General features: G+C 40.4%; 17 protein-coding genes. 13 read left to right on the top strand and 4 right to left on the bottom strand.

What is annotated here, in order from left to right; translation table 11 throughout:
* The first annotated feature begins 180 nt into the window (after window positions 1–180).
* The 3 genes from H5163_RS02680 to H5163_RS02670 are packed head-to-tail and all read left to right on the top strand — an operon-like array spanning window position 181 to window position 3208.
* Window positions 181–1575 carry a RimK family protein gene (locus H5163_RS02680; protein ID WP_145233138.1) on the top strand — a complete coding sequence of 465 codons (1395 nt, stop codon included), beginning with the start codon at window positions 181–183 and terminating at the stop codon, window positions 1573–1575.
* Complete coding sequence (gene rimI, locus H5163_RS02675; protein ID WP_145233139.1) at window positions 1575–2681, top strand: ribosomal protein S18-alanine N-acetyltransferase; 1107 nt, start codon at window positions 1575–1577, stop codon at window positions 2679–2681. Before H5163_RS02680 ends, rimI begins: the two co-directional genes overlap by 1 nt.
* A 14-nt stretch (window positions 2682–2695) precedes the next feature.
* Entirely contained in the window at window positions 2696–3208 is a 513-nt protein-coding gene (locus tag H5163_RS02670; protein ID WP_145233140.1) for an MgtC/SapB family protein, read from the top strand.
* An 11-nt stretch (window positions 3209–3219) separates the two neighbouring features.
* Here the strand turns inward: H5163_RS02670 and H5163_RS02665 are convergent, their stop codons facing one another.
* Window positions 3220–4452, bottom strand: a complete 1233-nt coding sequence (locus H5163_RS02665; RefSeq protein WP_182734255.1) for an EAL domain-containing protein — start codon at window positions 4450–4452, stop codon at window positions 3220–3222.
* Window positions 4453–4815: 363 nt separating this feature from the next.
* On the opposite strand from H5163_RS02665, the gene H5163_RS02660 reads away from it, so the two are divergent.
* On the top strand, window positions 4816–5055 hold the full coding sequence (locus H5163_RS02660; RefSeq protein ID WP_182734253.1) for a hypothetical protein: 240 nt from the start codon (window positions 4816–4818) through the stop codon (window positions 5053–5055).
* 665 nt (window positions 5056–5720) lie between these two features.
* On the opposite strand, the gene H5163_RS02655 is transcribed toward H5163_RS02660, so the two are convergent.
* The gene (locus tag H5163_RS02655) at window positions 5721–6731 is read right to left on the bottom strand and encodes a GlxA family transcriptional regulator (RefSeq protein ID WP_145233143.1); all 1011 of its coding nucleotides are present in this window, start codon (window positions 6729–6731) and stop codon (window positions 5721–5723) included.
* 126 nt (window positions 6732–6857) lie between these two features.
* Here H5163_RS02655 and H5163_RS02650 point away from each other — a divergent pair, with 126 nt between their 5' ends.
* The 8 genes from H5163_RS02650 to H5163_RS02615 all read left to right on the top strand — a co-directional run bounded on the left by H5163_RS02650 (window position 6858) and on the right by H5163_RS02615 (window position 17836).
* A complete protein-coding gene (locus H5163_RS02650; protein WP_182734252.1) occupies window positions 6858–8765 on the top strand; it encodes a beta-ketoacyl synthase in 1908 nt (635 codons plus the stop codon).
* Window positions 8766–8950: 185 nt separating this feature from the next.
* The gene (locus tag H5163_RS02645; protein ID WP_182734250.1) at window positions 8951–10753 is read left to right on the top strand and encodes a M14 family metallopeptidase; all 1803 of its coding nucleotides are present in this window, start codon (window positions 8951–8953) and stop codon (window positions 10751–10753) included.
* 3 nt (window positions 10754–10756) lie between these two features.
* Window positions 10757–11398, top strand: coding sequence for an MBL fold metallo-hydrolase (locus tag H5163_RS02640; RefSeq protein ID WP_182734248.1), 642 nt, complete (start codon window positions 10757–10759; stop codon window positions 11396–11398).
* A gap of 89 nt (window positions 11399–11487) precedes the next feature.
* Complete coding sequence (locus tag H5163_RS02635; RefSeq protein ID WP_016707271.1) at window positions 11488–11946, top strand: Lrp/AsnC family transcriptional regulator; 459 nt, start codon at window positions 11488–11490, stop codon at window positions 11944–11946.
* Window positions 11947–12069: 123 nt separating this feature from the next.
* Window positions 12070–13626 carry a SulP family inorganic anion transporter gene (locus tag H5163_RS02630; protein WP_145233147.1) on the top strand — a complete coding sequence of 519 codons (1557 nt, stop codon included), beginning with the start codon at window positions 12070–12072 and terminating at the stop codon, window positions 13624–13626.
* A 268-nt stretch (window positions 13627–13894) separates the two neighbouring features.
* The gene (locus H5163_RS02625) at window positions 13895–15508 is read left to right on the top strand and encodes an ABC-F family ATPase (protein WP_145233148.1); all 1614 of its coding nucleotides are present in this window, start codon (window positions 13895–13897) and stop codon (window positions 15506–15508) included.
* A 222-nt stretch (window positions 15509–15730) separates the two neighbouring features.
* Window positions 15731–17242 (top strand): BCCT family transporter, encoded by a 1512-nt coding sequence (locus H5163_RS02620; RefSeq protein ID WP_257326090.1) that lies wholly within the window; start codon window positions 15731–15733, stop codon window positions 17240–17242.
* 210 nt (window positions 17243–17452) lie between these two features.
* Entirely contained in the window at window positions 17453–17836 is a 384-nt protein-coding gene (locus H5163_RS02615; RefSeq protein WP_182734246.1) for a hypothetical protein, read from the top strand.
* Here the strand turns inward: H5163_RS02615 and fghA are convergent.
* Together fghA and H5163_RS02605 are read right to left on the bottom strand one after the other, a co-directional pair.
* Complete coding sequence (fghA, locus tag H5163_RS02610; RefSeq protein WP_182730618.1) at window positions 17790–18632, bottom strand: S-formylglutathione hydrolase; 843 nt, start codon at window positions 18630–18632, stop codon at window positions 17790–17792. The genes H5163_RS02615 and fghA overlap by 47 nt on opposite strands.
* Window positions 18633–18691: 59 nt before the next feature.
* Complete coding sequence (locus H5163_RS02605; protein WP_182734244.1) at window positions 18692–19813, bottom strand: S-(hydroxymethyl)glutathione dehydrogenase/class III alcohol dehydrogenase; 1122 nt, start codon at window positions 19811–19813, stop codon at window positions 18692–18694.
* Between the two features lie 117 nt (window positions 19814–19930).
* Between H5163_RS02605 and H5163_RS02600 the strand changes: the two genes are divergently transcribed.
* Window positions 19931–20800, top strand: coding sequence for a LysR family transcriptional regulator (locus tag H5163_RS02600; RefSeq protein WP_182734242.1), 870 nt, complete (start codon window positions 19931–19933; stop codon window positions 20798–20800).
* Window positions 20801–20861 lie beyond the last annotated feature (61 nt).

Genomic DNA, 20861 nt, shown 5'->3' with positions numbered 1-20861 from the left:
ATTACTCGTTGGAAAGGTAGCGAAAAACCCTTTATAAATCACCTGTAGATTAAGCAGTAGCTGAATCTAAAGCACCCATCCTGTTAAGTACACGTGTTGCACAACGATGACTTAGCAGTATGGGTGTTTCTATTTATATTCACTCTTACATTTGTATTTTGACTTATTTTAGGAAAAGTCGTGTTTAAAACCTTGATTGTGGTTGATAACAACGAGCAGGCACTTGCTCACTCATTCGAAAACGTAATTACCTTCAATACCTACTTACGAGATTATCCAAAGCATAATGAGCCAAAAACGCGCATTATTAATCTATGCGACTCAAGCCAATACTTGAGTAAAGGCTATTATTGCTCATTACTTGCTGAGGCACGTAAACATCAAGTATTGCCAAGCGTAAAAACGATTAATGCGCTACGTAATGGCCAAACTTTGATGCTTAATGTTGGCCATCTCGATGATGCCTTATACTTTGGGCATGCAGTAAATGAACTACAAAACAAAGCAGCAAAAGCGGTATTTAAACAATATCCAGCGCCTATTTTATTTGTAGATGAAGCCGGGCTGTTACAGCAAGGTTCATTGGCGTCGCTTAATACTCAGCAGCATCAAGACTTTGTTGCTAAATTAACTGAGTTTACGCAAACACAGTGGCGTATAAGCAGTTCGCAAAAACGTTACCGCTGGGATATGGCTATTTTAGTTGATCACAATGAAAAAGTGCCACCAAGCGATAAAGATGCAATAGCCCGTTTTATTAAAGCGGCAGCTAAACATGGTATCTATGCTCAAGCGCTCAGTTTTGAAGAAATAGACAATATCGCTCAGTTTGATGCGCTATTTATTCGCCAAACAACTGCAATTGACCACCCAACTTACCGTCTGGCAAGTAAGGCGCAGAGCCTAGGATTAGTGGTGATTGATGATGCTGAGTCTATTTTACGCTGTTGTAATAAAGTGTATTTACATGATGCGTTTAATTATCAAAAAGTACCGAGCTTAAAAACCTTGGTAGTAGCTGATCAAAGTGATGAAACCATCAGTCAGCTTGAAGAGGCATTTACTTACCCATTAGTGCTTAAAATGCCTGAAGGGTCGTTTTCAAAAGGTGTCTACAAAGTAACTGATCGCAATGAGCTGGCAGCAAAATTGGCTGAGTTATTTGAATTTAGCGCTTTAGTTCTAGCCCAAGAATATATGTACACAGAATACGATTGGCGAGTAGGAGTTTTAAATGGTCGTGCTATCTATGCATGCCGTTATTTAATGGCTCGCAATCATTGGCAAATTTATAATCATGATGCAAAACGGTTTTTCTCTGGTGGTTTTGAAACACTGCCTACTTTTGAGTTGCCAAAAGCAGTTTTAGATGCGGCATTAAAAGCATGTAAAACTGTGGGCAAAGGGCTCTATGGTGTGGATGTTAAAGAACATCAAGGCCGTGCATATGTGCTTGAAGTAAACGATAACCCAAGTATTGACCATAAAGTAGAAGATGGTTACTTAGGTGATGAACTTTATATGATCATTATGGAAGAATTTAAACAACGCCTCGAAGCACGAGGTCGAAGTTAATGACCGAGCATAGTGTGGCAGTTCGCGCTGCCACAGATAGCGATTTAAAAGCGTTACTTGAGATAGAGCAGCAAAGTTTTAATCAAGATAGATTAAGTGCGCGTAGCTTTAAGCGCTGGATTGCAGCCAAGCATGGTATTTTAATGGTTGCAGAGTCAGAACAACAGTTACTCGGCTATGGCTTAGTGTGGTGCCATAAAGGCACTCGTTTAGCACGTTTATATTCGCTAGCAGTTGCACCAAATGCACAAGGAAAAGGCGTTGCTCAGCAGCTTTTGAAAGCGCTAGAAAGAGCAACGGCTGAACGCGGACGGTTATTTATGCGTCTTGAAGTGGCGGTAAATAATAAAGCTGCAATCGCACTTTATGAAAAGCTTGGCTATCGGGTATTTGGGCAATACAGTGACTATTATGATGATCATAGTGATGCCTTGCGGATGCAAAAAAACATTCGTAAAACCAATGAGCTTGAGTTTTCGCGTGAAACGCCTTGGTATCAGCAAACAACCGAATTTACTTGCGGGCCAGCGGCATTATTAATGGCAATGTCATCAATAAAAAAAGCGATTATTTCACAAGTGAATGAGCTTGATATTTGGCGTGAAGCAACCACTATTTTTATGACCTCTGGTCATGGTGGTTGTCATCCATTAGGACTTGCTTTAGCTGCCAATAAACGCGGTTTTACAGCCGATGTGATTATTAATACACGTGATACATTGTTTGTTGATGGCGTAAGAAGTGATAAGAAGAAAGCAATTTTACACACGGTTCATAATCAATTTGTGGTTGAGGCAATTAATCACAAACTAGATGTGAAGTATCAAGACTTAACCCTTGAGCACATAGAGCGCTGGTTAGCAGCCAAAATGGCCGTGGTGCTATTGATCAGTACGTATCGCTTTGATGGTAAAAAGTCACCGCATTGGGTGTGTGTAACGCATTTAGATGAGCATTGTCTATATGTCCATGACCCTTTTTGTGAAAGCGATAAACAGCTGGCGATTGATTGTCAACACGTACCCATCGCTAAGAGTGACTTTTTAAAAATGGCCAGTTTCGGTAGTTCTCGTTTGAGTACGGCACTGGCTATACACATGCAGTAATTTTAGGATTTTGAGTGACTTTTTTTGAATTAGTAGATATCGCCCCCTATTCGTGGTCGGCAATAGGAAGTGCTGCATTTTGTGGCGCTTTGATTGGTATGGAACGCCAGTTACGTGGCAAACCAGTAGGAATAAGAACCTCAGTACTGATTATATTAGGTACTTATTTGTTTTTAGCCACGGCGTTTATGCTCCATGGTGATGTGATTGACCACTCGCGCGTGGTTGGTCAAATTATTACTGGCATCGGCTTTTTAGGTGCTGGAGTGATGCTCGCTAAAGATGGCGCTGTGGTTGGGGTAACATCTGCGGCAACTATCTGGGTTTTGGCATCTATTGGTGTAGTGATTGCAACCGATAATTTATTGGCAGCTATTAAACTATCCATTTTAGTGGTGGGCATTTTATATGGTGTAGATGTCCTTGAAGCTAAGTTTAAAAGCTTAAGTAAAGGTGTACACGCTAAAGTTAAAAGTTATCACAAACGATACTATCGAAAAGAAATTAACGAATCAGAACGCCACTAAGAGTGGCGTTTTTATGTTGATAAAGTCATGCTTTGATAGCTCAATGCATCTTCAATAGGAGCTGGGCGGCCAATAAAGTAACCTTGCACATTATCAACATTTAATTTTCTTAATGCGTTAAGCTCTGCTTGCGTTTCAATGCCTTCGGCAACAATCGAACAGTCTATTGCTTTAGCAAAGCCACAAAGTGCCTTGGCCAGTAAAAACTTACGATTGTCTTTATTTATATTTTGAGTAAGGCTGATATCTAATTTAATAATGTCGGCTTCCAGTTCTAAAATATGTTGAAACGACGAAAAGCCAGCACCTACATCATCAATAGCCAAACGTAGCCCTTTTTTTCGCAGTGGCGCTAATGCAGCTCGCATTACTGTATAGTCTGATATTGGTGAATGTTCAGTTATTTCTAATACCAACCTTGAACAATCGGCTCCTTGCAGAGTATATTCAAGTGCACCCGATAGTATATGGGATGGTGAACAATTAATGGCGATATAAGTGGTGTCATTAAATTGCGCAATATAGGCGAGGCTGTTTTTTATCGCCAGCATTTCCAGAGATTCACCTAGGCCCACATCTGTTGCCTCTTTAAACCAGAGATCAGGTGTTTTATAAGGTTTGGTAAAAAAGCGTGACAGTGATTCAAAGCCCGCAATTTCATTACTAAATAGATTAAAAATAGGCTGAAAATAAATACTTATACTGTTGGTTGCAATAACCTCATCAATTGCTAATTTGGTTTGGCAATGCAATGCAGTGTTATGCAGGTTTTTTTCAATTAATCCAGTTGCAATTTCAGAGATCATGTTTAAAAAAGACAAGTCCCGCTCGTTTAAGCTTTCATCATGATGCGATTTGTAACAACAAAACGTACCATATAATTTACCATTTGAAAGATTGATAGGCACACCAATATAAGCGCCTATGTTTAACTTGTCGGTTACTGGCATTATTTGAGTAATTGGATTTATTTTTGAATTGGTAATAATAGGGCTAAGCTGTTTCTCAGTGATTTTATGGCAATATGTTTCATTAATAGGATCGGAATTGCCCACTTTAACCGTTTTATTTGCTGATGGATTATCGACAACTTTGAAAACGCGTTCATCGTTAATAAACTCTGAAATAAAAGCAACATCCATATTTAAATGTTTGCGCACTAATCCCAGCAAATTTGTCAATTTAGCATCGATTGACGAATTATCTTTTTGATCCAAAAGCACATCGCTAAAATTTGCCGTCATGGCGCCTCCATGTGATTTTTTAGCACTTTTAATGCTATTACTATAATTTATATAGATATAAACGTCTAATTAGCGTTTGATTTTATTTGCTGCTTAGTTCAGTTTTCTCTATCTATAATTCAGGGAGGGACTAGCTCGTTTATAGATTTGCAGTCCTGCGCGATTAAATCGGTCGTTAATGGCCTAGAAAGTCCGGCACTTAGATGGTCCTTGTCGTACGCTTATCGTAATAATAAGAGTAAGCCTTATGCTTTTGTTATTTTAGCGTTTCAGTAGGTATAATATTTGGGGATGGTAAGATTTGTAAAAAATATGAATCTGACTGCGCTAATAACCAGTGATTATTTATTTAGGTGTTGTTTAATGGAATCGAGTTGGCAAATAATACAGTGGAATGGGCCGAAAAGAATTGTATTTCTGCTGTTTGCTTTCTTTTTTACAATACAGGTAGTGGCCAAACCAAGCTATCGTGTTGTGATATTAGTCGATGATAGTTATCCCCCATATTCTTACCTTAAAGACGGTGAGTTAGTGGGCTTATATGTTGATGTAGTTCGTCAAGCTGCCGATTTGATCAGTGAAAAATATATTATAGAGTTGTAACCAGTACCTTGGAAGCGCGGTGTTGACGCACTTAGACGAGGAGAGGACTTTGCCTTACTACCTCCTTATAAAAATGTGCAAGGGCGCAGTTTTATTTGGCCTTACTCAGAGCCGCTGCATGAAGAAGTAATACAAGCTTTTTGTAATCCAAACTCAAGCTTACTCAAGATTGAAAACACAGAATATCCATTAAAGCCGATTAATGTTGGTATCAATGCAGGGTATCTTTTATTCGATCAAGCATTGAACACTGCCATGGAGCAAAACAAAATAAAAATATGGGAAAATAAAGATACATTATCAAATATTTTGAAGCTGGCTAAAAATAGAATCGACTGTTATATCAACGACAAATGGGCCATTTTATCAGGCATTAAAGCAAAGCCATCCTTTTGTTGATTTGAGTCAACTTCAGCAAGACAGAATTATTTTCAAGCGAACTGCTCACATTGGTTATTTGAAAGCACCATCAGAAAAATTTCCATTTAAGGATGACTTTATTAAAGAAATGGACGCAGCATTAAAGCTAGTATTTGAAAGGCGTACTCAAATCGACAGCGATGATAAATGATGCGCGTTAAACGTCGATGCTCATGTTTAACTCGCACTGTATATTTTGCTATCTAAAAGGTTTAATTGTTTAAAAATAACACCCCGCCAACTTATTAACCAAATAACTTTCTTCTAACCACTTTTCGATACTCGCTAGGCGTTTGCGAGAGCACTTTCTTAAACACGCGGGTTAAATGACCTTGATCATTGTAACCCACCTCTAAAGCAACCTCCTGAATTGATAAGTTAGATGATGCAAGTAGCTCTTTGGCTGTTTGTACGCGTAATTGCTGCCAATATTCAATGGGGCTTTGGTTGGTCGCAATGCGAAAACGGCGGGTAAAAGAGCGGTAACTCAAACTAAATAGTTGAGCGACCTCTGTTAAACTTTGTTCTGTGGTTAAGTTGTTTTTTAACCAAAATTGAATTTGCGCGATGAGTTCATCTGGATGCCGATCAACGGCGCCTTCAAGGTAGCGCTGATCTTCGTAAGGTTTCCTAATTTCGTGAGAAAAGTTGCGCTCAACATGCTGAGCGGCGGCCTGTCCGTAGTATTGGCTAATAATATGCACGATCACATCTGCTAAGGCATTTAGACTTGCCACACTGTATAAGCGCTCAGATTGGGTGATAAAAAAATCAGGCTTGAGCAGCACTTGTGGGTAGTCGCGTTTAAATTGTTCTGCATAATGCCAATGAGTGGTAGCGGGGTGACCATTTAATAACTTAGCTTCAGCGACTAAGCAATTGCCAGTACCCACGCCAATGATTGAGCTACCCGTTTGCCAGCTACTGGCAAGCCACTGAACTAACCCAGAGTTTGCTCTGACAACAGGGCGAGGATTGCGCCAAATACCGGGCACAATAATCAAGTCACTGTAAGGTGCTGTGCTGTAAGTGTGATCCGGTAATATTGCTAAGCCGCTGCGATTTTTGATAGGTTCGTTGTCCTCAGCGATTAAATTAATCGTTAATGGCCGAAAAGTTCCGCTGTTTATATGCCCCTTGGCGTACGCCTCACCGGCTCTGAGCATTTCAATTGGCAAGGTGACACTGGTGATCAATAAGTGCTGGTATACCAAAATACTTATTTGCAAAGGGCTAAGTACCAAGTTGTTGTCCATTTAATTGCTCCGACCAGTTTAATTTGGCCTCATAGGCTCATTATTTGGCTATTTAAGCACAATGTTGATAATTAAATCCATCTAAACTGCAAGCTTCTCCTATAACACGTTTTCTCAAGGTAAATTATGACAGCATTACCCGTTATTATCGGCATGGGTGGAATTAACGCCGCAGGCCGTACTTCTTTTCATCAAGGTTATCGTCGTATCGTGTTAAATAACTTAGATACTCAAGCCCGCCAAGAAACATTTTTAGGCCTCGCCACCTTAATGAATTTAGTGAGTCTTGTGAATGGGCAACTGCAAGATTTACAAGGCAATACTGTTGAGCAAAGCGACATAGAAGCACGCTTTGGTGAGCAAATTATTGCCGGTACGTTAATTCGTAAAATTGAAAAAGAGCATTTTGATGTCGATGCAACACCGTGGCAGCAAAAAATGACGTTAACCGCGTCAGATGAAAGCGCCATTGTGTTTGAGACACGTCGTCGAGATTTACCTTCGCCGGTCCCTGCAAGTTGGCAAGTAGAAGAGCTTGAAAATAAAAAAGTAAAAGTAACCATTGCGGCTCAGTTTGATATTAAACATGATTCTACTCGCGATAATCCGATTAAATCGGCTGGGCAACTACCAACAGGGTTTGATCCGTCTATTATGTACAACAGTCGCTACCAGCCACGTGGTTTACAAGCCACTATTTTTGCTGCTACTGACGCGATTAAATCAACCGGACTTGATTGGCAACACATTATGAATAGTGTTGAGCCTGATAAAATTGGCACTTATTCAGCGTCGGTTATTGGTCAAATGGATGACAAGGGCTTAGGTGGTTTAGTAAAAGCGCGCCAGCAAGGTGATCGCGTCAGCACCAAGCAGTTAGCGCTTGGCTTAAATACAATGTCGACCGATTTTATTAATGCCTATGTGACGGGCAATGTAGGCACTACGTTTTCAACTTCAGGCGCGTGTGCAACATTTTTATATAACTTGCGCGCTGCAGTAAACGATATACAAGCAGGGCGTACACGTGTTGCTATTGTGGCAAGTGTTGAATGCGCAATTACTCCTGAAGTTGTTGAAGGCTTTGGTAATATGAGTGCGCTGGCGAATATTGAAGGTTTACGCCGCTTGGATAACTTAAGCAATGATGATGAGCCTGATTATCGTAAAAGTAGCCGCCCATTTGGCGAAAATTGTGGCTTTACTTTAGGTGAAGGCGCACAAGTAGCGATTCTAATGGATGATGCGTTAGCACTGGAGTTGGGTGCAGACATTCTAGGCTGCGTGCCTGATGTATTTGTAAATGCTGATGGTGTTAAAAAATCAATTACATCACCGGGACCGGGTAATTATATAACCATGGCGAAGTCAGCGGCATTAGCCACGAGCTTATTAGGTAAAGAAGCATTACAACAACGTAGCTTTATTTTAGCGCATGGTTCAAGCACACCGCAAAACCGCGTAACAGAGTCATTAATTTATCATAAGGTGGCACAAACGTTTGCCATTGATAATTGGAAAGTAGCAGCACCAAAAGCGTATGTAGGGCACACAATTGCGCCAGCTAGTGGCGACCAATTAGCGATGGCGCTGGGTGTATTTGCACATAATATTATGCCGGGTATTACCACCATAGATAAAGTGGCCAAGGATGTGCATAACCAGTATTTAGATATTCGTACTGAGCATTATCAATGCGAAGACATGGATATTGCTTTTATTAATTCAAAAGGCTTTGGCGGAAATAATGCCACAGCCACTGTTTTGTCACCCATGGTGACCATGAAAATGTTAGCAAAACGCCATGGTAGTGCGGTGATGGATGCATATGCATTGAGCAATCAAACCGTTACAGCTGCTCAGACTAATTATCAGCAACAAGCTGACTTAGGACAATATGAGCTAATCTATCGCTTTGGTGATGGCATGATTGATGAAGATGAAATTGTCATTTCTGATACCGACATGCATATTCCCGGTTTTGATAAAGCCATTGCATTTAGTAAAACGAATCCTTATCAAGATATGTTTTAAGCACATTATTCTTGAGTGGCAAGGCGCTTTTATAGCGCCTTTTTTAATGCGTGAAAATTAGCCCTATAAAGTTTTTAAATTGTCATTGGCTGCATTTTTTTGTTGAATCACCGCAGTTTACGCGATCTGTCATTTATCCTTGTTATAATTTCAAGCTATTAAAGAGGCCAACGTTTGAGAGTCCTATGATCGCCAGTTTATTATTGTTAAGTGCCAGTGTTACATTAGATAGCCATTTACCGCCATTGTTGCCATGGCAAGGTCAAAGTTTGGCACTGATACAACAAAAAGGCCCATTAACCACTGATTTCGAACTAAGCGAAGGGCTAAAGTCACCAAATTATCAGCAAACTATGGCCTTTGTAGATCGTCTTGTTGCAGCAAACCCTACCCAATTCCAAGTGCAAACTATTGCACATAGTGCCAGTGGCCGTGCGATCAACATGATGGTAGCAAGCGAAGATGGCGCATTTACACCTTCGCAGTTAATGCAAAACGCCAAGCCGACTATTTTTATTCAAGCGGGAATTCATGCCGGCGAAATTGACGGTAAAGATGCGATGTTTATGTTGCTACGCGATATTGCAACCGGTAAACGTCGAGATATTTTAAGCCAAGTGAACATCTTATTTATTCCTATTTTAAATGTTGATGGCCATGAGCGTAGTAGTCAGTTTAATCGCATAAACCAGCGTGGGCCAGTTGAAATGGGCTTTAGAACCAATGCTAATAATTTAAATTTAAATCGTGATTTCACCAAACTAGATACGCCGGAAGTACGTGGTGTATTAAAGGTGATCAAGCAGTTTAACCCAGATTTATATATCGATGTGCATGTGACTGACGGTGCAGATTATCAATACGATGTAACTTACGGGTACAACCCCGTATTTGCCAGTGAATCGCCAAGTGTGTCAGATGCGCTCAATAATTATTTTAAACCTATCATCGACACAAAATTACAAGAGCAAGGCCATATACCTGGGCCGCTGGTATTTGTAATGGATAAGCGCGAGTTTAAAAAAGGCTTAGCGGGCTGGGTTGCCACGCCTCGTTATTCGAATGGTTGGGGGGATTTAAGATCGTTACCCACAATTCTTGTCGAAAATCATTCATTAAAACCGTATAAACAACGTGTACTTGGCACCTATGTATTTTTAGATGGGGCTATTTCAGCATTGGCGCAACATCATCATCAATTAACCGAAGCGGTTGAAAAAGAACGAGCTTTTGTGCCAAGCCAGCTTATTGTTGAACGCAGTTATGCAAAAGAGCCAAACACTATCGCATTTGCAGGGATCAAATATTCGCGCAGTAAAAGCGCCTTGAGTGGCCAGATGGAAGTAAAGTATTTAGGCGAAAAACAGCACTATGATGCGTTGCCTATTTACTGGCAGAAGGACGCAAAAACCGTGATCACCGTACCAAGTACATTTTATATTCCACCTGCGTATCCAGACATTGTCGAAAAACTCAAATTACATGGTATTACAGTAGAAAACGTGAGCAGTGATGAGCTGGTAACTAATTTAAAAGTCGCGGTAGTAACAAAGCATGAATTTGATAAAGCACCGTTTGAAGGACGTTTTAGAGTAAACGCAGATTTTGATTTTGTCGATGTACCAGAAAAGTCTCTGATCGGTTGGTCTAAAGTTGAAACTGCTCAACCTTTCGGTGAGTTAGTTGCCCATCTTTTACACCCCAAAGCACCGGATTCATTTTTTGCGTGGGGTGAGTTTAATACGATTTTTCAACGTACTGAGTACATGGAAAACTATGCATTAGCGCCGTATGCTCGCCATATGCTCAAAGATAAACCGGCACTTGCACTTGAGTTTGATAAAAAAATTCGTGAGGATGCCGCTTTTGCTAAAGATGCACAAGCACGATTAAACTGGCTCTATGAGCATACGCCATTTTATGATCAAGCTTATTTAAAGTATCCTGTGCTGATGACATTTGACACTAAACCGCAAATAAAGAATTAACATATGGAAATAATTACCGTACCGGTGACCGCTTTTGCACAAAATTGCCGAGTGGTTATTTGTAAACAAACACGCCACGCAGCGGTTATCGACCCAGGTGGCGACGCTGATAAAATCATTACTGAGCTTGCCAAGCATCAGTTAAGCTTGCAGTGTATTTTACTCACCCATGGCCATCTTGATCATGTCGGTGCGGCAAAAGTACTTGCTGAGCATTTTTCTGTTGATATTGTCGGGCCACAAAAAGACGAATTGTTTTGGTTTGATGCATTACCTATGCAAGCGCAAATGTTTGGCTTTGCACCAATTGCGCCTTTTCATCCTCAGCATTGGTTAAGTCATGGTGATACGTTTACATTGGGTCAATTGCGATTTGACATTCGTCATTGTCCGGGCCACACGCCTGGGCATATTGTATTTTATGAAGCAACACATCAGTTAGTGATAGTGGGTGATGTTATTTTTAAAGGCTCAGTAGGGCGTACAGACTTCCCTAAAGGGGATGCCCAGCAGTTACTTGACTCGATTAAAAATCAAATTTTGACACTGCCTGATGAAACGCGAATTCTATCTGGGCATGGACCTGACACTAAAGTGCTGACTGAGCGCATATCGAATCCATTTACAAGTGGTAAATTTGGTTAGTTGCGCATAATAAATGCATAAAAGTACAAGACTCAACCTATAAACCAATGTATAATTTAACCAATTTAGTAAAATAAATAAGAAATAAAATGTCTCTAAATCATGTTGACCGCCAAATTTTGGCACTGTTACAGCAAGATGCAAGTCTTTCGACCGCTGATATTGCTGATAAAGTCGGTTTATCTCAATCACCTTGTTGGCGTCGTATTGCTAAGCTTGAGCAAGATGGTTACATCAAAGGCAAAGTTGCCTTATTGGATGAGAAAAAGCTCGGCTTTGATATGCTAGTGTACGCTCATGTTCGTTTATCAAATCATGGCCGTACAAATTTAGCTGAGTTTGAACGACTTATCCTAAGTTATGATGAAGTAACAGAATGTTACAGTATGGCTGGCACTATGGACTTTATGTTGCGGATCATTTCTAAAGGCATTGAAGGCTATGAACAGTTTGTTCGTGATAATTTATTGAATCTTGAATTTGTTCAAGAAGTTCACTCAAATGTCACTATGACTTGTGTCAAACGCAGTACATCGCTGCCACTTTAATCGTATCTAATCATGCTAGCGCTATAAAGGCGTTAGCATGTTCCTCTTACTGCAATTGTTAACCTTAGCTTAATTTGTTAGAATTCAGCGCTTTTTTGATCCCACACCCCGAAGAGGAATTCAATGTTTAACTTATTAAGCAAGGCGCCGAGCTCTGCTAAAAACGATATCTTATCAGGTATAACGGTTGCCCTAGCGCTCGTTCCTGAAGCTGTTGCATTTGCGTTTGTTGCAAATGTAGAGCCTTTAGTTGGTTTATATGCAGCATTTATTGTTGGCTTGATCACCGCTATTTTTGGCGGCCGCCCAGGTATGATCTCCGGTGCAACCGGTGCACTTGCCGTTGTTATGGTAAGTTTAGTGCTAGATCATGGGGTTGAGTATCTCTTCGCGACTGTATTGCTGATGGGGATACTGCAAATACTAGCAGGGGTGTTTAAGCTCGGTAAGTTTATTCGTATGGTTCCGCATCCGGTGATGCTTGGGTTTGTAAATGGTTTAGCGATTGTCATCTTCTTAGCGCAACTAGGTCAATTTAAGGTGTCCGATGGTCAAGGTGGCATGCAGTGGATGACAGGCACGCCGATGATGATCATGCTAGGATTAGTCGCTTTAACGATGGCTATTATTCACTTTTTGCCAAAGTTGACTACAGCTGTGCCATCAACATTAGTCGCTATTGTTACTGTAACCGCCATTGTTATCGGATTTGATTTAGAAGCGCGTACAGTACTTGATTTCTTAAAAGATATGACTGGTGACAGTGCGGCAACTATTGCTGGTGGTTTACCACAATTTCACATTCCAATGGTGCCATTTACCTTTGAAACACTGAAAATTATTTTACCTTATGCACTTATTTTAGCGGCAATTGGTTTAATTGAATCACTATTAACCCTTAGCCTGATTGATGAAATCACAGAAACCCGTGGTCACAGCAATAAAGAATGCATTGGTCAAGGCGCTGCAAATGTTACCTGTGGTTTCTTTGGTGCGATGGGGGGCTGCGCGATGATTGGTCAATCAATGATCAACATTAACTCAGGTGGTCGTTCGCGTTTATCTGGTATTACAGCAGCATTAATGCTCCTAGCATTCATTATTTTTGCCGCCAGTTTGATTGAAATGGTGCCGCTGGCAGCATTGGTTGGCGTGATGTTTATGGTGGTATTAGGCACCTTTGAATGGGCGAGTTTCAAAATGATGAAACGCGTCCCAAAATCAGATGCTTTTGTCATTGTATTAGTATCGGGTGTAACGGTGATAACTGACTTAGCAATTGCAGTATGTGTGGGTGTGATTGTGTCAGCCTTAGTATTTGCATGGCAACATGCTAAACATATTTTTACTACAAACTACATTGATGAAGAAGGTTCTAAAGTCTACGAACTACACGGCCCATTATTTTTTGGCTCAGTGAAAAAGTTCGCGGAGTTGTTTGATGTTAAAAATGACCCTAAAGACGTTATCATCGAATTTAAATACAGCCGAGTGGCAGATCACAGTGCCATTGAAGCAATTGATACTTTAGCTGATAAATACACCAAGGCAGGTAAGCAGTTGCATTTACGCCACTTGAGCCCAGACTGTATACAGTTATTACATAAAGCGCGCGACTTAGTAGAAGTTAATGTAATAGAAGATCCAACTTATAAAGTTGCTTCAGACAAACTTGCTTAAACGAGACGTTTGATAAAAAAGCGAAGGCACTGCCTTCGCTTTTTTGTTGCTATCGAACAAATCATTGGCTGAAACCGTAGATGACATTAAAATTTATTTAAGTCACATAAAAACCAGTGCTCGGTGAGTCAATTATTGAGACTAAGCTCGACTAGTGCAGCTAGTGCCTGTATAATTCGCGGCCTCTTTATACCGTCTTATTGCCTGTATTAACTTTTCCTTATTCAGCGAACAGTGTACTTGTCAGTATTTGCTTAGGAAATTCATTTTGATCTCTACCGCTAATATCACCATGCAGTTTGGTGCCGAACCCTTGTTCGAAAATATCTCCGCTAAATTTAGTAACGGTAATCGTTATGGCTTAATTGGCGCCAATGGATGCGGTAAGTCAACCTTCATGAAAATCCTCAATGGCTCATTAGTGCCAACATCAGGTAACGTATCAATTGGCCCAGGACTGAAAGTCGGTAACTTAAGCCAAGATCAGTTTGCATTTGAGCAATACTCAGTGGTTGATACTGTGATCATGGGTGACGTTGCATTATGGAAAATAAAGCAAGAACGTGAACGTATTTATTCACTGCCAGAAATGAGTGAAGAAGATGGTATGAAAGTCGCTGAGCTTGAAAGCGTTTTTGCTGAAATGGATGGTTACAGTGCAGAAAGCCGCGCGGGTGATATTTTATTAAAAGCGGGTATTGAAGAAGAATTTCATTTTGGTCTAATGTCACAAGTAGCCCCAGGCTGGAAGCTGCGCGTCTTACTTGCGCAAGCCTTGTTTGCTAACCCTGATATTTTATTACTGGATGAGCCAACCAATAACTTGGATATTCATACCATTAGCTGGTTAGAGCACGAACTTAACCAGCGTAAATGTACCATGATCATTATTTCTCATGACCGCTATTTTCTTAATGCGGTATGTACTCATATGGCTGATATTGATTACGGTGAGCTGCGTATTTACCCAGGTAACTACGAAAAATACATTGAAGCATCAACACTTATTCGTGATCAATTACTTGCTGGTAATGCTAAAAAGCAATCTGAAATTGAAGAGTTACAAGATTTCGTTAACCGCTTTGGTGCTAATGCGTCAAAAGCAAAACAAGCGAGTTCACGTGCTAAACGCATGGATAAAATCAGCTTAGATGAAGTGAAGTCGTCAAGCCGAATGGCGCCGTCATTGTATTTTGATGAAGGTAAAAAGATGCACCGCCAAGCATTGATCTTAGAAGACTTTGGCCATGGTTTTGACGGTGAAGTATTGTTTGAAGGCGGCGAGCTGATTTTAGAAGCGGGTTCAAAACTTGCGATTATTGGTGAAAACGGTGTTGGTAAATCAACCTTTATTCGCTGTTTAGTGGGTGAACTTGAAGCTAATCACGGTGTTGTAAAATGGTCAGAAAATGCATCGATTGGCTATTGTCCGCAAGATAGTAGTAAAGACTTTGATAACGATTTAACCTTGTTTGATTGGATGTCACAGTGGCGTACAGCCAAGCATAACGATTTAATGGTGCGTGGCATGTTAGGTCGGTTATTGTTTACTGCGGATGATGCGAATAAAAAAGCTAAAAACTGCTCAGGTGGTGAGAAAAATCGCCTATTGTTTGGCAAATTAATGATGCAAGACGTAAATGTTTTGGTGATGGACGAACCGACAAACCACATGGATATGGAAGCCATTGAAGCGCTTAATAATGCATTAAAAGGCTTTGAAGGTACGCTGATTTTTGTCAGCCATGACCGTGAGTTTGTTTCATCATTGGCAACTCGTATTATTGATATTCGTGACAAAGAAGTGGTTAATTTCCACGGCACCTTTAACGAATTTATGGCAAGCCAACAAGAGCAAGCGAAGCTTTTGGCTGCAAAGTAAAGTTTATTGATCTCAGTTTTATTAAATGCATGATCATGCAAGCGAGTTCAAGAGCTCTGTAAATCAATATAATTGGTATTAAGTATCAGAAAACCGGCTGCGGCCGGTTTTTTTGTGTCTAAATTATGTAAAATTAAAAAGTTGCTTTGGTGTAGCTTTAAAGCGTCGTAACGTTAGCGCTGATAAAACCGATTTAATTAGTATAATTTTTAAGGTATCTATGTGGTAATTAAAGCTCGTATTCCTAAATTAGTGTCGAATCTTGAAAAACTAGCGCTCACCTTGTGTGTGCTATTTGTTAGCGGGGCTCTATTATTTCCTGATATGCTCACCGCGCATATTCAACCACTGATCATTAATGCATTATCAGTGTTGGGTGGACCATTTTTTCTGTTAGTTAATTTTTTATTGATAAGCGTTATTGTGCTGGCTATTAGCCCTCTCGGACAACGTAAAATAGGTGGAGAGCATACATCTGTCGAGTTTTCAACTTTTGGTTGGTTGTCAATGTTATTTGCTGCAGGAATGGGATCGGGTTTAATTTTTTGGGGCGTAGCTGAGCCAGCCATGCACGTATTGCAACCGCCATTAAAGCAAAGTCTTTACCCTGATAGACAAGGTGCTGCATTGGCTATTACGTTAGTAAACTGGGGCGCTCATGCATGGGCACTCTACGCAGTATTTGGCTTAGTCTTAGGTGGTTTGAGCCATAACAGTGGCAAAGCGGGAGATATAAGTGCTCCGGTGTTGAGTGTAACAACTTCATTTTTAAGTCGCGAAGGGCAGCTAAAGTGTAAATACGTGATCCAGTTAGTGGCCATTTTAGCTATTTTTTTTGGTGTAGTTGGCACGATTGCAAATTCAACATTATTACTACGAAAAGGGATTGAGCTTGAGCTTGGCATTAACTCGCCTTGGTTAGTTGGTTTGATTATTATTATGTTATTAGCGCTGTTGTTTAGCTTATCTGCGCGCTTAGGATTAAAAAAGGGTATTCAAACACTCAGTCAATTTAATGTTTTTTTAGCATTTGGAGTACTTATTTGGCTCATCATGATGGTACCACTACAACCGATTATAGATGTGGCGATCAGTGGCGTTAAATTTTATAGCCACTTATTAGTGACAGGGACATGGCAATTATCAAGTCAACTAAATGATCCTGCTTGGGCTAATAGTTGGACGTATAATTATTATTTTTGGTGGTTAGCGTGGGGACCTTTTGTTGGGGTTTTTTTAGCTAAAATAAGTCAAGGTCGGCCAGTTTGGCAATACATTGTTGGCGTAGTAATTGTGCCAACTTTCGTCACTTTAATTTGGTTTAGTGTTTTTTCGGGATCTGCTATTGCTTGGGATAGCGGCCATAGTAGTGGCATTATGGCCGCTATTAAAACTGATTATACACAAGGCTTATTTGTATTTTTTAAGCAGTTAGGTTGGCAAGGAGGTGTGCTTATTTGGTCGAGCTTATTATTATTACTGATTTTTGTTGCTACTTCGGCAGATTCTGCAATTTTAGTGATCCGTAATTTAGCGGGGACAAAAAGCAGTCATCGATTTAGTTTGTATGTGTGGTCTTTTACTTTAGCTCTAAGTAGCTGGGTATTGTTATTACAAAATAATGAATTACTTAACCGTAGTATTGCAATTATTGGTGCAGTGCCTTTTTTGTTTATTTTTATTTTGCAGCTTATAGGATTTGTAAAAGAGTTTATGAAGGAGTTACAAGAGTAGTTAAACCTATTACTGTTGCTATGATCGAGCTAGTTTAAACTTTTAATTACTTTATTGTCATTCACTTACAGTGTTTTATACTTGTTCGTTTATAGTGGGTATTCCAGATACAACCACTAAGCAATACTAATGCTATTAAAAACTGGCTCATTCGAGGTAGTTAAATAATAACTCACGCATTTAAGCAATGGGATATAAAGGATTAAATTTATGTTCAAGCACTTTATTAGCGTTTTACTTGTCAGCCAATTACTAACCGCGTGCACTGTAGCGGGTGTATTAGTTGATGGAGTTATTTATTCAAAAGCGGATACAAATTATGATGCTGATTTAGCGCAGGCCCCCGCACATGTATCGCCTCAAGATAATACTTACTTTAGTCATGAACAGACTTTGTCATTTGCGGACTTAGGCATCGAAGTAGATCGTTTTTTAGTGGGGTTAGTGCAAGAAAGCTCAGAGCCTACTCTGGTATGCAAAAGAATAACTAAATCAATACAACAATGTGAGGAAGTAACGACTGACAACCTCACAGTAGAGGATACAATTAACGCTGAAGATACACTTGATGAAATGATAAGTGTTCGTCGATAAAGCTGCTGATAAAAAAGTAACTATGATCGTAGCCTGCGTGCATATTCAACGTTAGCGGGTAATTAACTTGCTTTGCTACTGCAGTTAGGTTGTCTGGTTTTAGTTGCTCGACTAAAAAATTATCGGCATCACCTTGGTCAATACGCATTGGTAAAAATTCGTTACTGTGTGCCTTTTTCATTAGTTCACAGCTATCGTAATTGGCCCATTGTGATTGATCATCTCCTAAGTACTGACTAAACGCTTTTTGCCCCCAAGGACAGTCAATAGGGTTAGTGATTGGGCTAAAAGCAGAAACACTGGTGTAACTTTTTGGATTGCGCAATGCAATCATCAACGCACCGTGCCCCCCCATAGAATGCCCGCTAATCGCTTTTTTATCAGTCACGGGAAAGTGCTGTTCAATTAGCGAAGGCAATTCATTTACCACATAATCATACATATTATAGTGCGTGTTATAGGGGGCTTGGGTGGCGTTTAAATAAAACCCTGCGCCTTGGCCAAAATCATAACTGTCTTGGTCTGGCACAGTGTCGCCACGAGGACTGGTATCAGGTGCAACGATAGCAATACCAAGCGCTGCCGCTTTTTTAAATGCACCTGCTTTTTGCATAAAATTTTCATCCGTACAGGTTAAGCCTGATAACCAATACAGCACCGGTACTTTATTAGTTTGGCTGGCACCGGGTGGCAAGAAAATAGCAAACCGCATTGGGCAATGGGTGCTTGTAGATGTATGGCTGTATTGCTTGTGCCAGCCACCGCTAACTTTTGTGGCGCTTAAATTATCTAACATGGATTCCTCGCTAAAATACCACATAGCTTACACCCTATGTGGTATCTGTATTTTTAATATTAGTAGTGGATCACAGTACGAATACTTTTGCCTTCATGCATTAAATCAAACGCGTCGTTTATGTCTTCAAGACCCATGGTATGAGTGATAAAGTCATTTAATGCAAATTCGCCAGCCATGTAACGTTCAACAATCTCAGGTAGTTGTGAACGACCTTTAACCCCACCAAATGCGCTACCACGCCAGACGCGGCCAGTGACTAGCTGGAATGGGCGAGTTGAAATTTCTTGTCCTGCACCAGCAACACCAATGATCACCGATTCCCCCCAACCTTTATGACAACATTCAAGGGCTGAGCGCATGACATCAACATTGCCTATACACTCAAATGAGAAATCAACGCCACCATCGGTCATCTCGACAATAACTTCTTGAATAGGCTTATCGAAATCTTTTGGATTGATCAAGTCTGTGGCACCTAATTTAGTGGCTAGATCAAACTTAGATGTGTTGATATCAATACCGATAATACGCGAGGCACCAGCCATTTTCGCGCCGATAATTGCTGATAAACCAATACCACCTAAACCAAAGATAGCAACGGTATCGCCTGCTTGAACTTTTGCAGTGTTTGTGACCGCGCCCATACCAGTTGTAACACCACAGCCTAGTAAGCAAATTTCTTCAAGTGATGCTGCTTTGTTTACTTTAGCCAGTGAGATCTCTGGCAGTACCGTATATTCAGAAAAGGTTGATGTGCCCATGTAGTGATAAATTGGTTGGCCATCTTTGAAAAAGCGAGTCGTGCCGTCTGGCATTAAGCCTTTACCTTGCGTTTCACGTACAGCGGAACACAAGTTTGTTTTGCCTGAAGTACACATTTTACATACACCGCATTCTGCAGTATATAAAGGAATAACATGATCGCCTACAGCAACACTGGTTACGCCTTCGCCGATAGCATAAACAATACCAGCGCCTTCATGCCCTAAAATGGCTGGGAAAATCCCTTCAGGATCGGCACCTGATAATGTAAATGCATCGGTGTGACATACGCCCGTAGCAGTAATTTTTACCATTACTTCGCCTTTTTTAGGCATCATTACATCCACTTCTTCTACAGATAGTGGTTGATTTGGACCCCAAGCAATTGCGGCTTTTGATTTTATAAATTCAGACATAGTAACTCTCTTGCTGGTTAAATACGAAGATGACTTGAAAACAATAACGCTATTTTATTTGTTTCTCAAATAATGTTAATCTTCATTTTAATAAAACACTTTTACAGTATGGTAATAATGAGTCGTTGGTTAGGCATAGACGAATTTATCGCAGTCGGTGAAGAAGGCAGCTTTACCCGCGCTGCAACCGCATTAGGGGTATCCGTTGCGCACATAAGCCGCCATGTAACGCAATTAGAGCAGCGCTTAAATACCCAATTATTAACGCGTACTACCCGTAAAGTTGTACTGACTAAAGAAGGCGAAGTCTTTTTACATCAAACAAAACATTTACAGCATGCAATGGACGACGCCACCGCGTTATTAGCACAACAGCAAAATGCTCCTAAAGGTAAAATTAAACTCACAGCTCCGGTTATGTATGGCGAAAGCTTCGTGATGCCAGCAGTGCATACTTTTATGCAACTGCACCCTGATGTAGAAGTGGTGATGGCGCTGAGCAATGAACAAGAAAATTTACTTGAGGGCGGCTTTGACTTAGCTATTCGCCTTGGTCATTTAAAAGACTCTAGCTTAAAAGCACGACGCTTAAGTGCACGTCATTTTGTAATTTGTTGCTCAAAAGCCTATTTAGCCCGTTTTGGCGAACCTCACACATTAGCTGAATTACAGCACCATCAATGCTTAGTCGGTAACAGCAGTTATTGGCGGGTGTGCGAGCAAGGGCATGATAAACATATCAAAATTGCGGGGCGGTTACAGTGTAATAGTGGCTGGGCGTTAGCTGATGCAGCTAAAAAGGGTCTTGGCATCATACAAGTGCCAAACTACTACATTGAGAGTGATTTAGCCACGGGTGATTTAGTGCCTATTTTAACCAATAATCAGCCAAAACCAGAAGGTGTATGGGGAGTGTATCCTCCGCGACAATTTGTTGCGACCAATGTCAGAGCATTACTCGATCACCTTATTAAATCTCTAAACTAAAAGTTTAAATAAAGCGGCTTAATTTTGATACAGCAGTTGATTTGTCATGAATTTTTACACT

The organism is Pseudoalteromonas sp. SG44-8, assembly GCF_014164125.1.
Lineage (GTDB): Bacteria > Pseudomonadota > Gammaproteobacteria > Enterobacterales > Alteromonadaceae > Pseudoalteromonas > Pseudoalteromonas rhizosphaerae.
The sequence above is the reverse complement of the archived record's forward strand: the minus strand, read 5'-3'. Positions and strand labels throughout refer to the sequence as shown.

Bases quoted from the DNA above. Each gene is read 5' to 3' on its own strand.
- rimI (WP_145233139.1), top strand. From the start codon at position 1,575: ATGACCGAGCATAGTGTGGCAGTTCGCGCTGCCACAGATAGCGATTTA.
- H5163_RS02665 (WP_182734255.1), bottom strand. From the start codon at position 4,452: ATGACGGCAAATTTTAGCGATGTGCTTTTGGATCAAAAAGATAATTCG.
- H5163_RS02660 (WP_182734253.1), top strand. From the start codon at position 4,816: ATGGAATCGAGTTGGCAAATAATACAGTGGAATGGGCCGAAAAGAATT.
- H5163_RS02655 (WP_145233143.1), bottom strand. From the start codon at position 6,731: ATGGACAACAACTTGGTACTTAGCCCTTTGCAAATAAGTATTTTGGTA.
- H5163_RS02650 (WP_182734252.1), top strand. From the start codon at position 6,858: ATGACAGCATTACCCGTTATTATCGGCATGGGTGGAATTAACGCCGCA.
- H5163_RS02645 (WP_182734250.1), top strand. From the start codon at position 8,951: ATGATCGCCAGTTTATTATTGTTAAGTGCCAGTGTTACATTAGATAGC.
- H5163_RS02640 (WP_182734248.1), top strand. From the start codon at position 10,757: ATGGAAATAATTACCGTACCGGTGACCGCTTTTGCACAAAATTGCCGA.
- H5163_RS02635 (WP_016707271.1), top strand. From the start codon at position 11,488: ATGTCTCTAAATCATGTTGACCGCCAAATTTTGGCACTGTTACAGCAA.
- H5163_RS02630 (WP_145233147.1), top strand. From the start codon at position 12,070: ATGTTTAACTTATTAAGCAAGGCGCCGAGCTCTGCTAAAAACGATATC.
- H5163_RS02615 (WP_182734246.1), top strand. From the start codon at position 17,453: ATGTTCAAGCACTTTATTAGCGTTTTACTTGTCAGCCAATTACTAACC.
- fghA (WP_182730618.1), bottom strand. From the start codon at position 18,632: ATGTTAGATAATTTAAGCGCCACAAAAGTTAGCGGTGGCTGGCACAAG.
- H5163_RS02605 (WP_182734244.1), bottom strand. From the start codon at position 19,813: ATGTCTGAATTTATAAAATCAAAAGCCGCAATTGCTTGGGGTCCAAAT.
- H5163_RS02600 (WP_182734242.1), top strand. From the start codon at position 19,931: ATGAGTCGTTGGTTAGGCATAGACGAATTTATCGCAGTCGGTGAAGAA.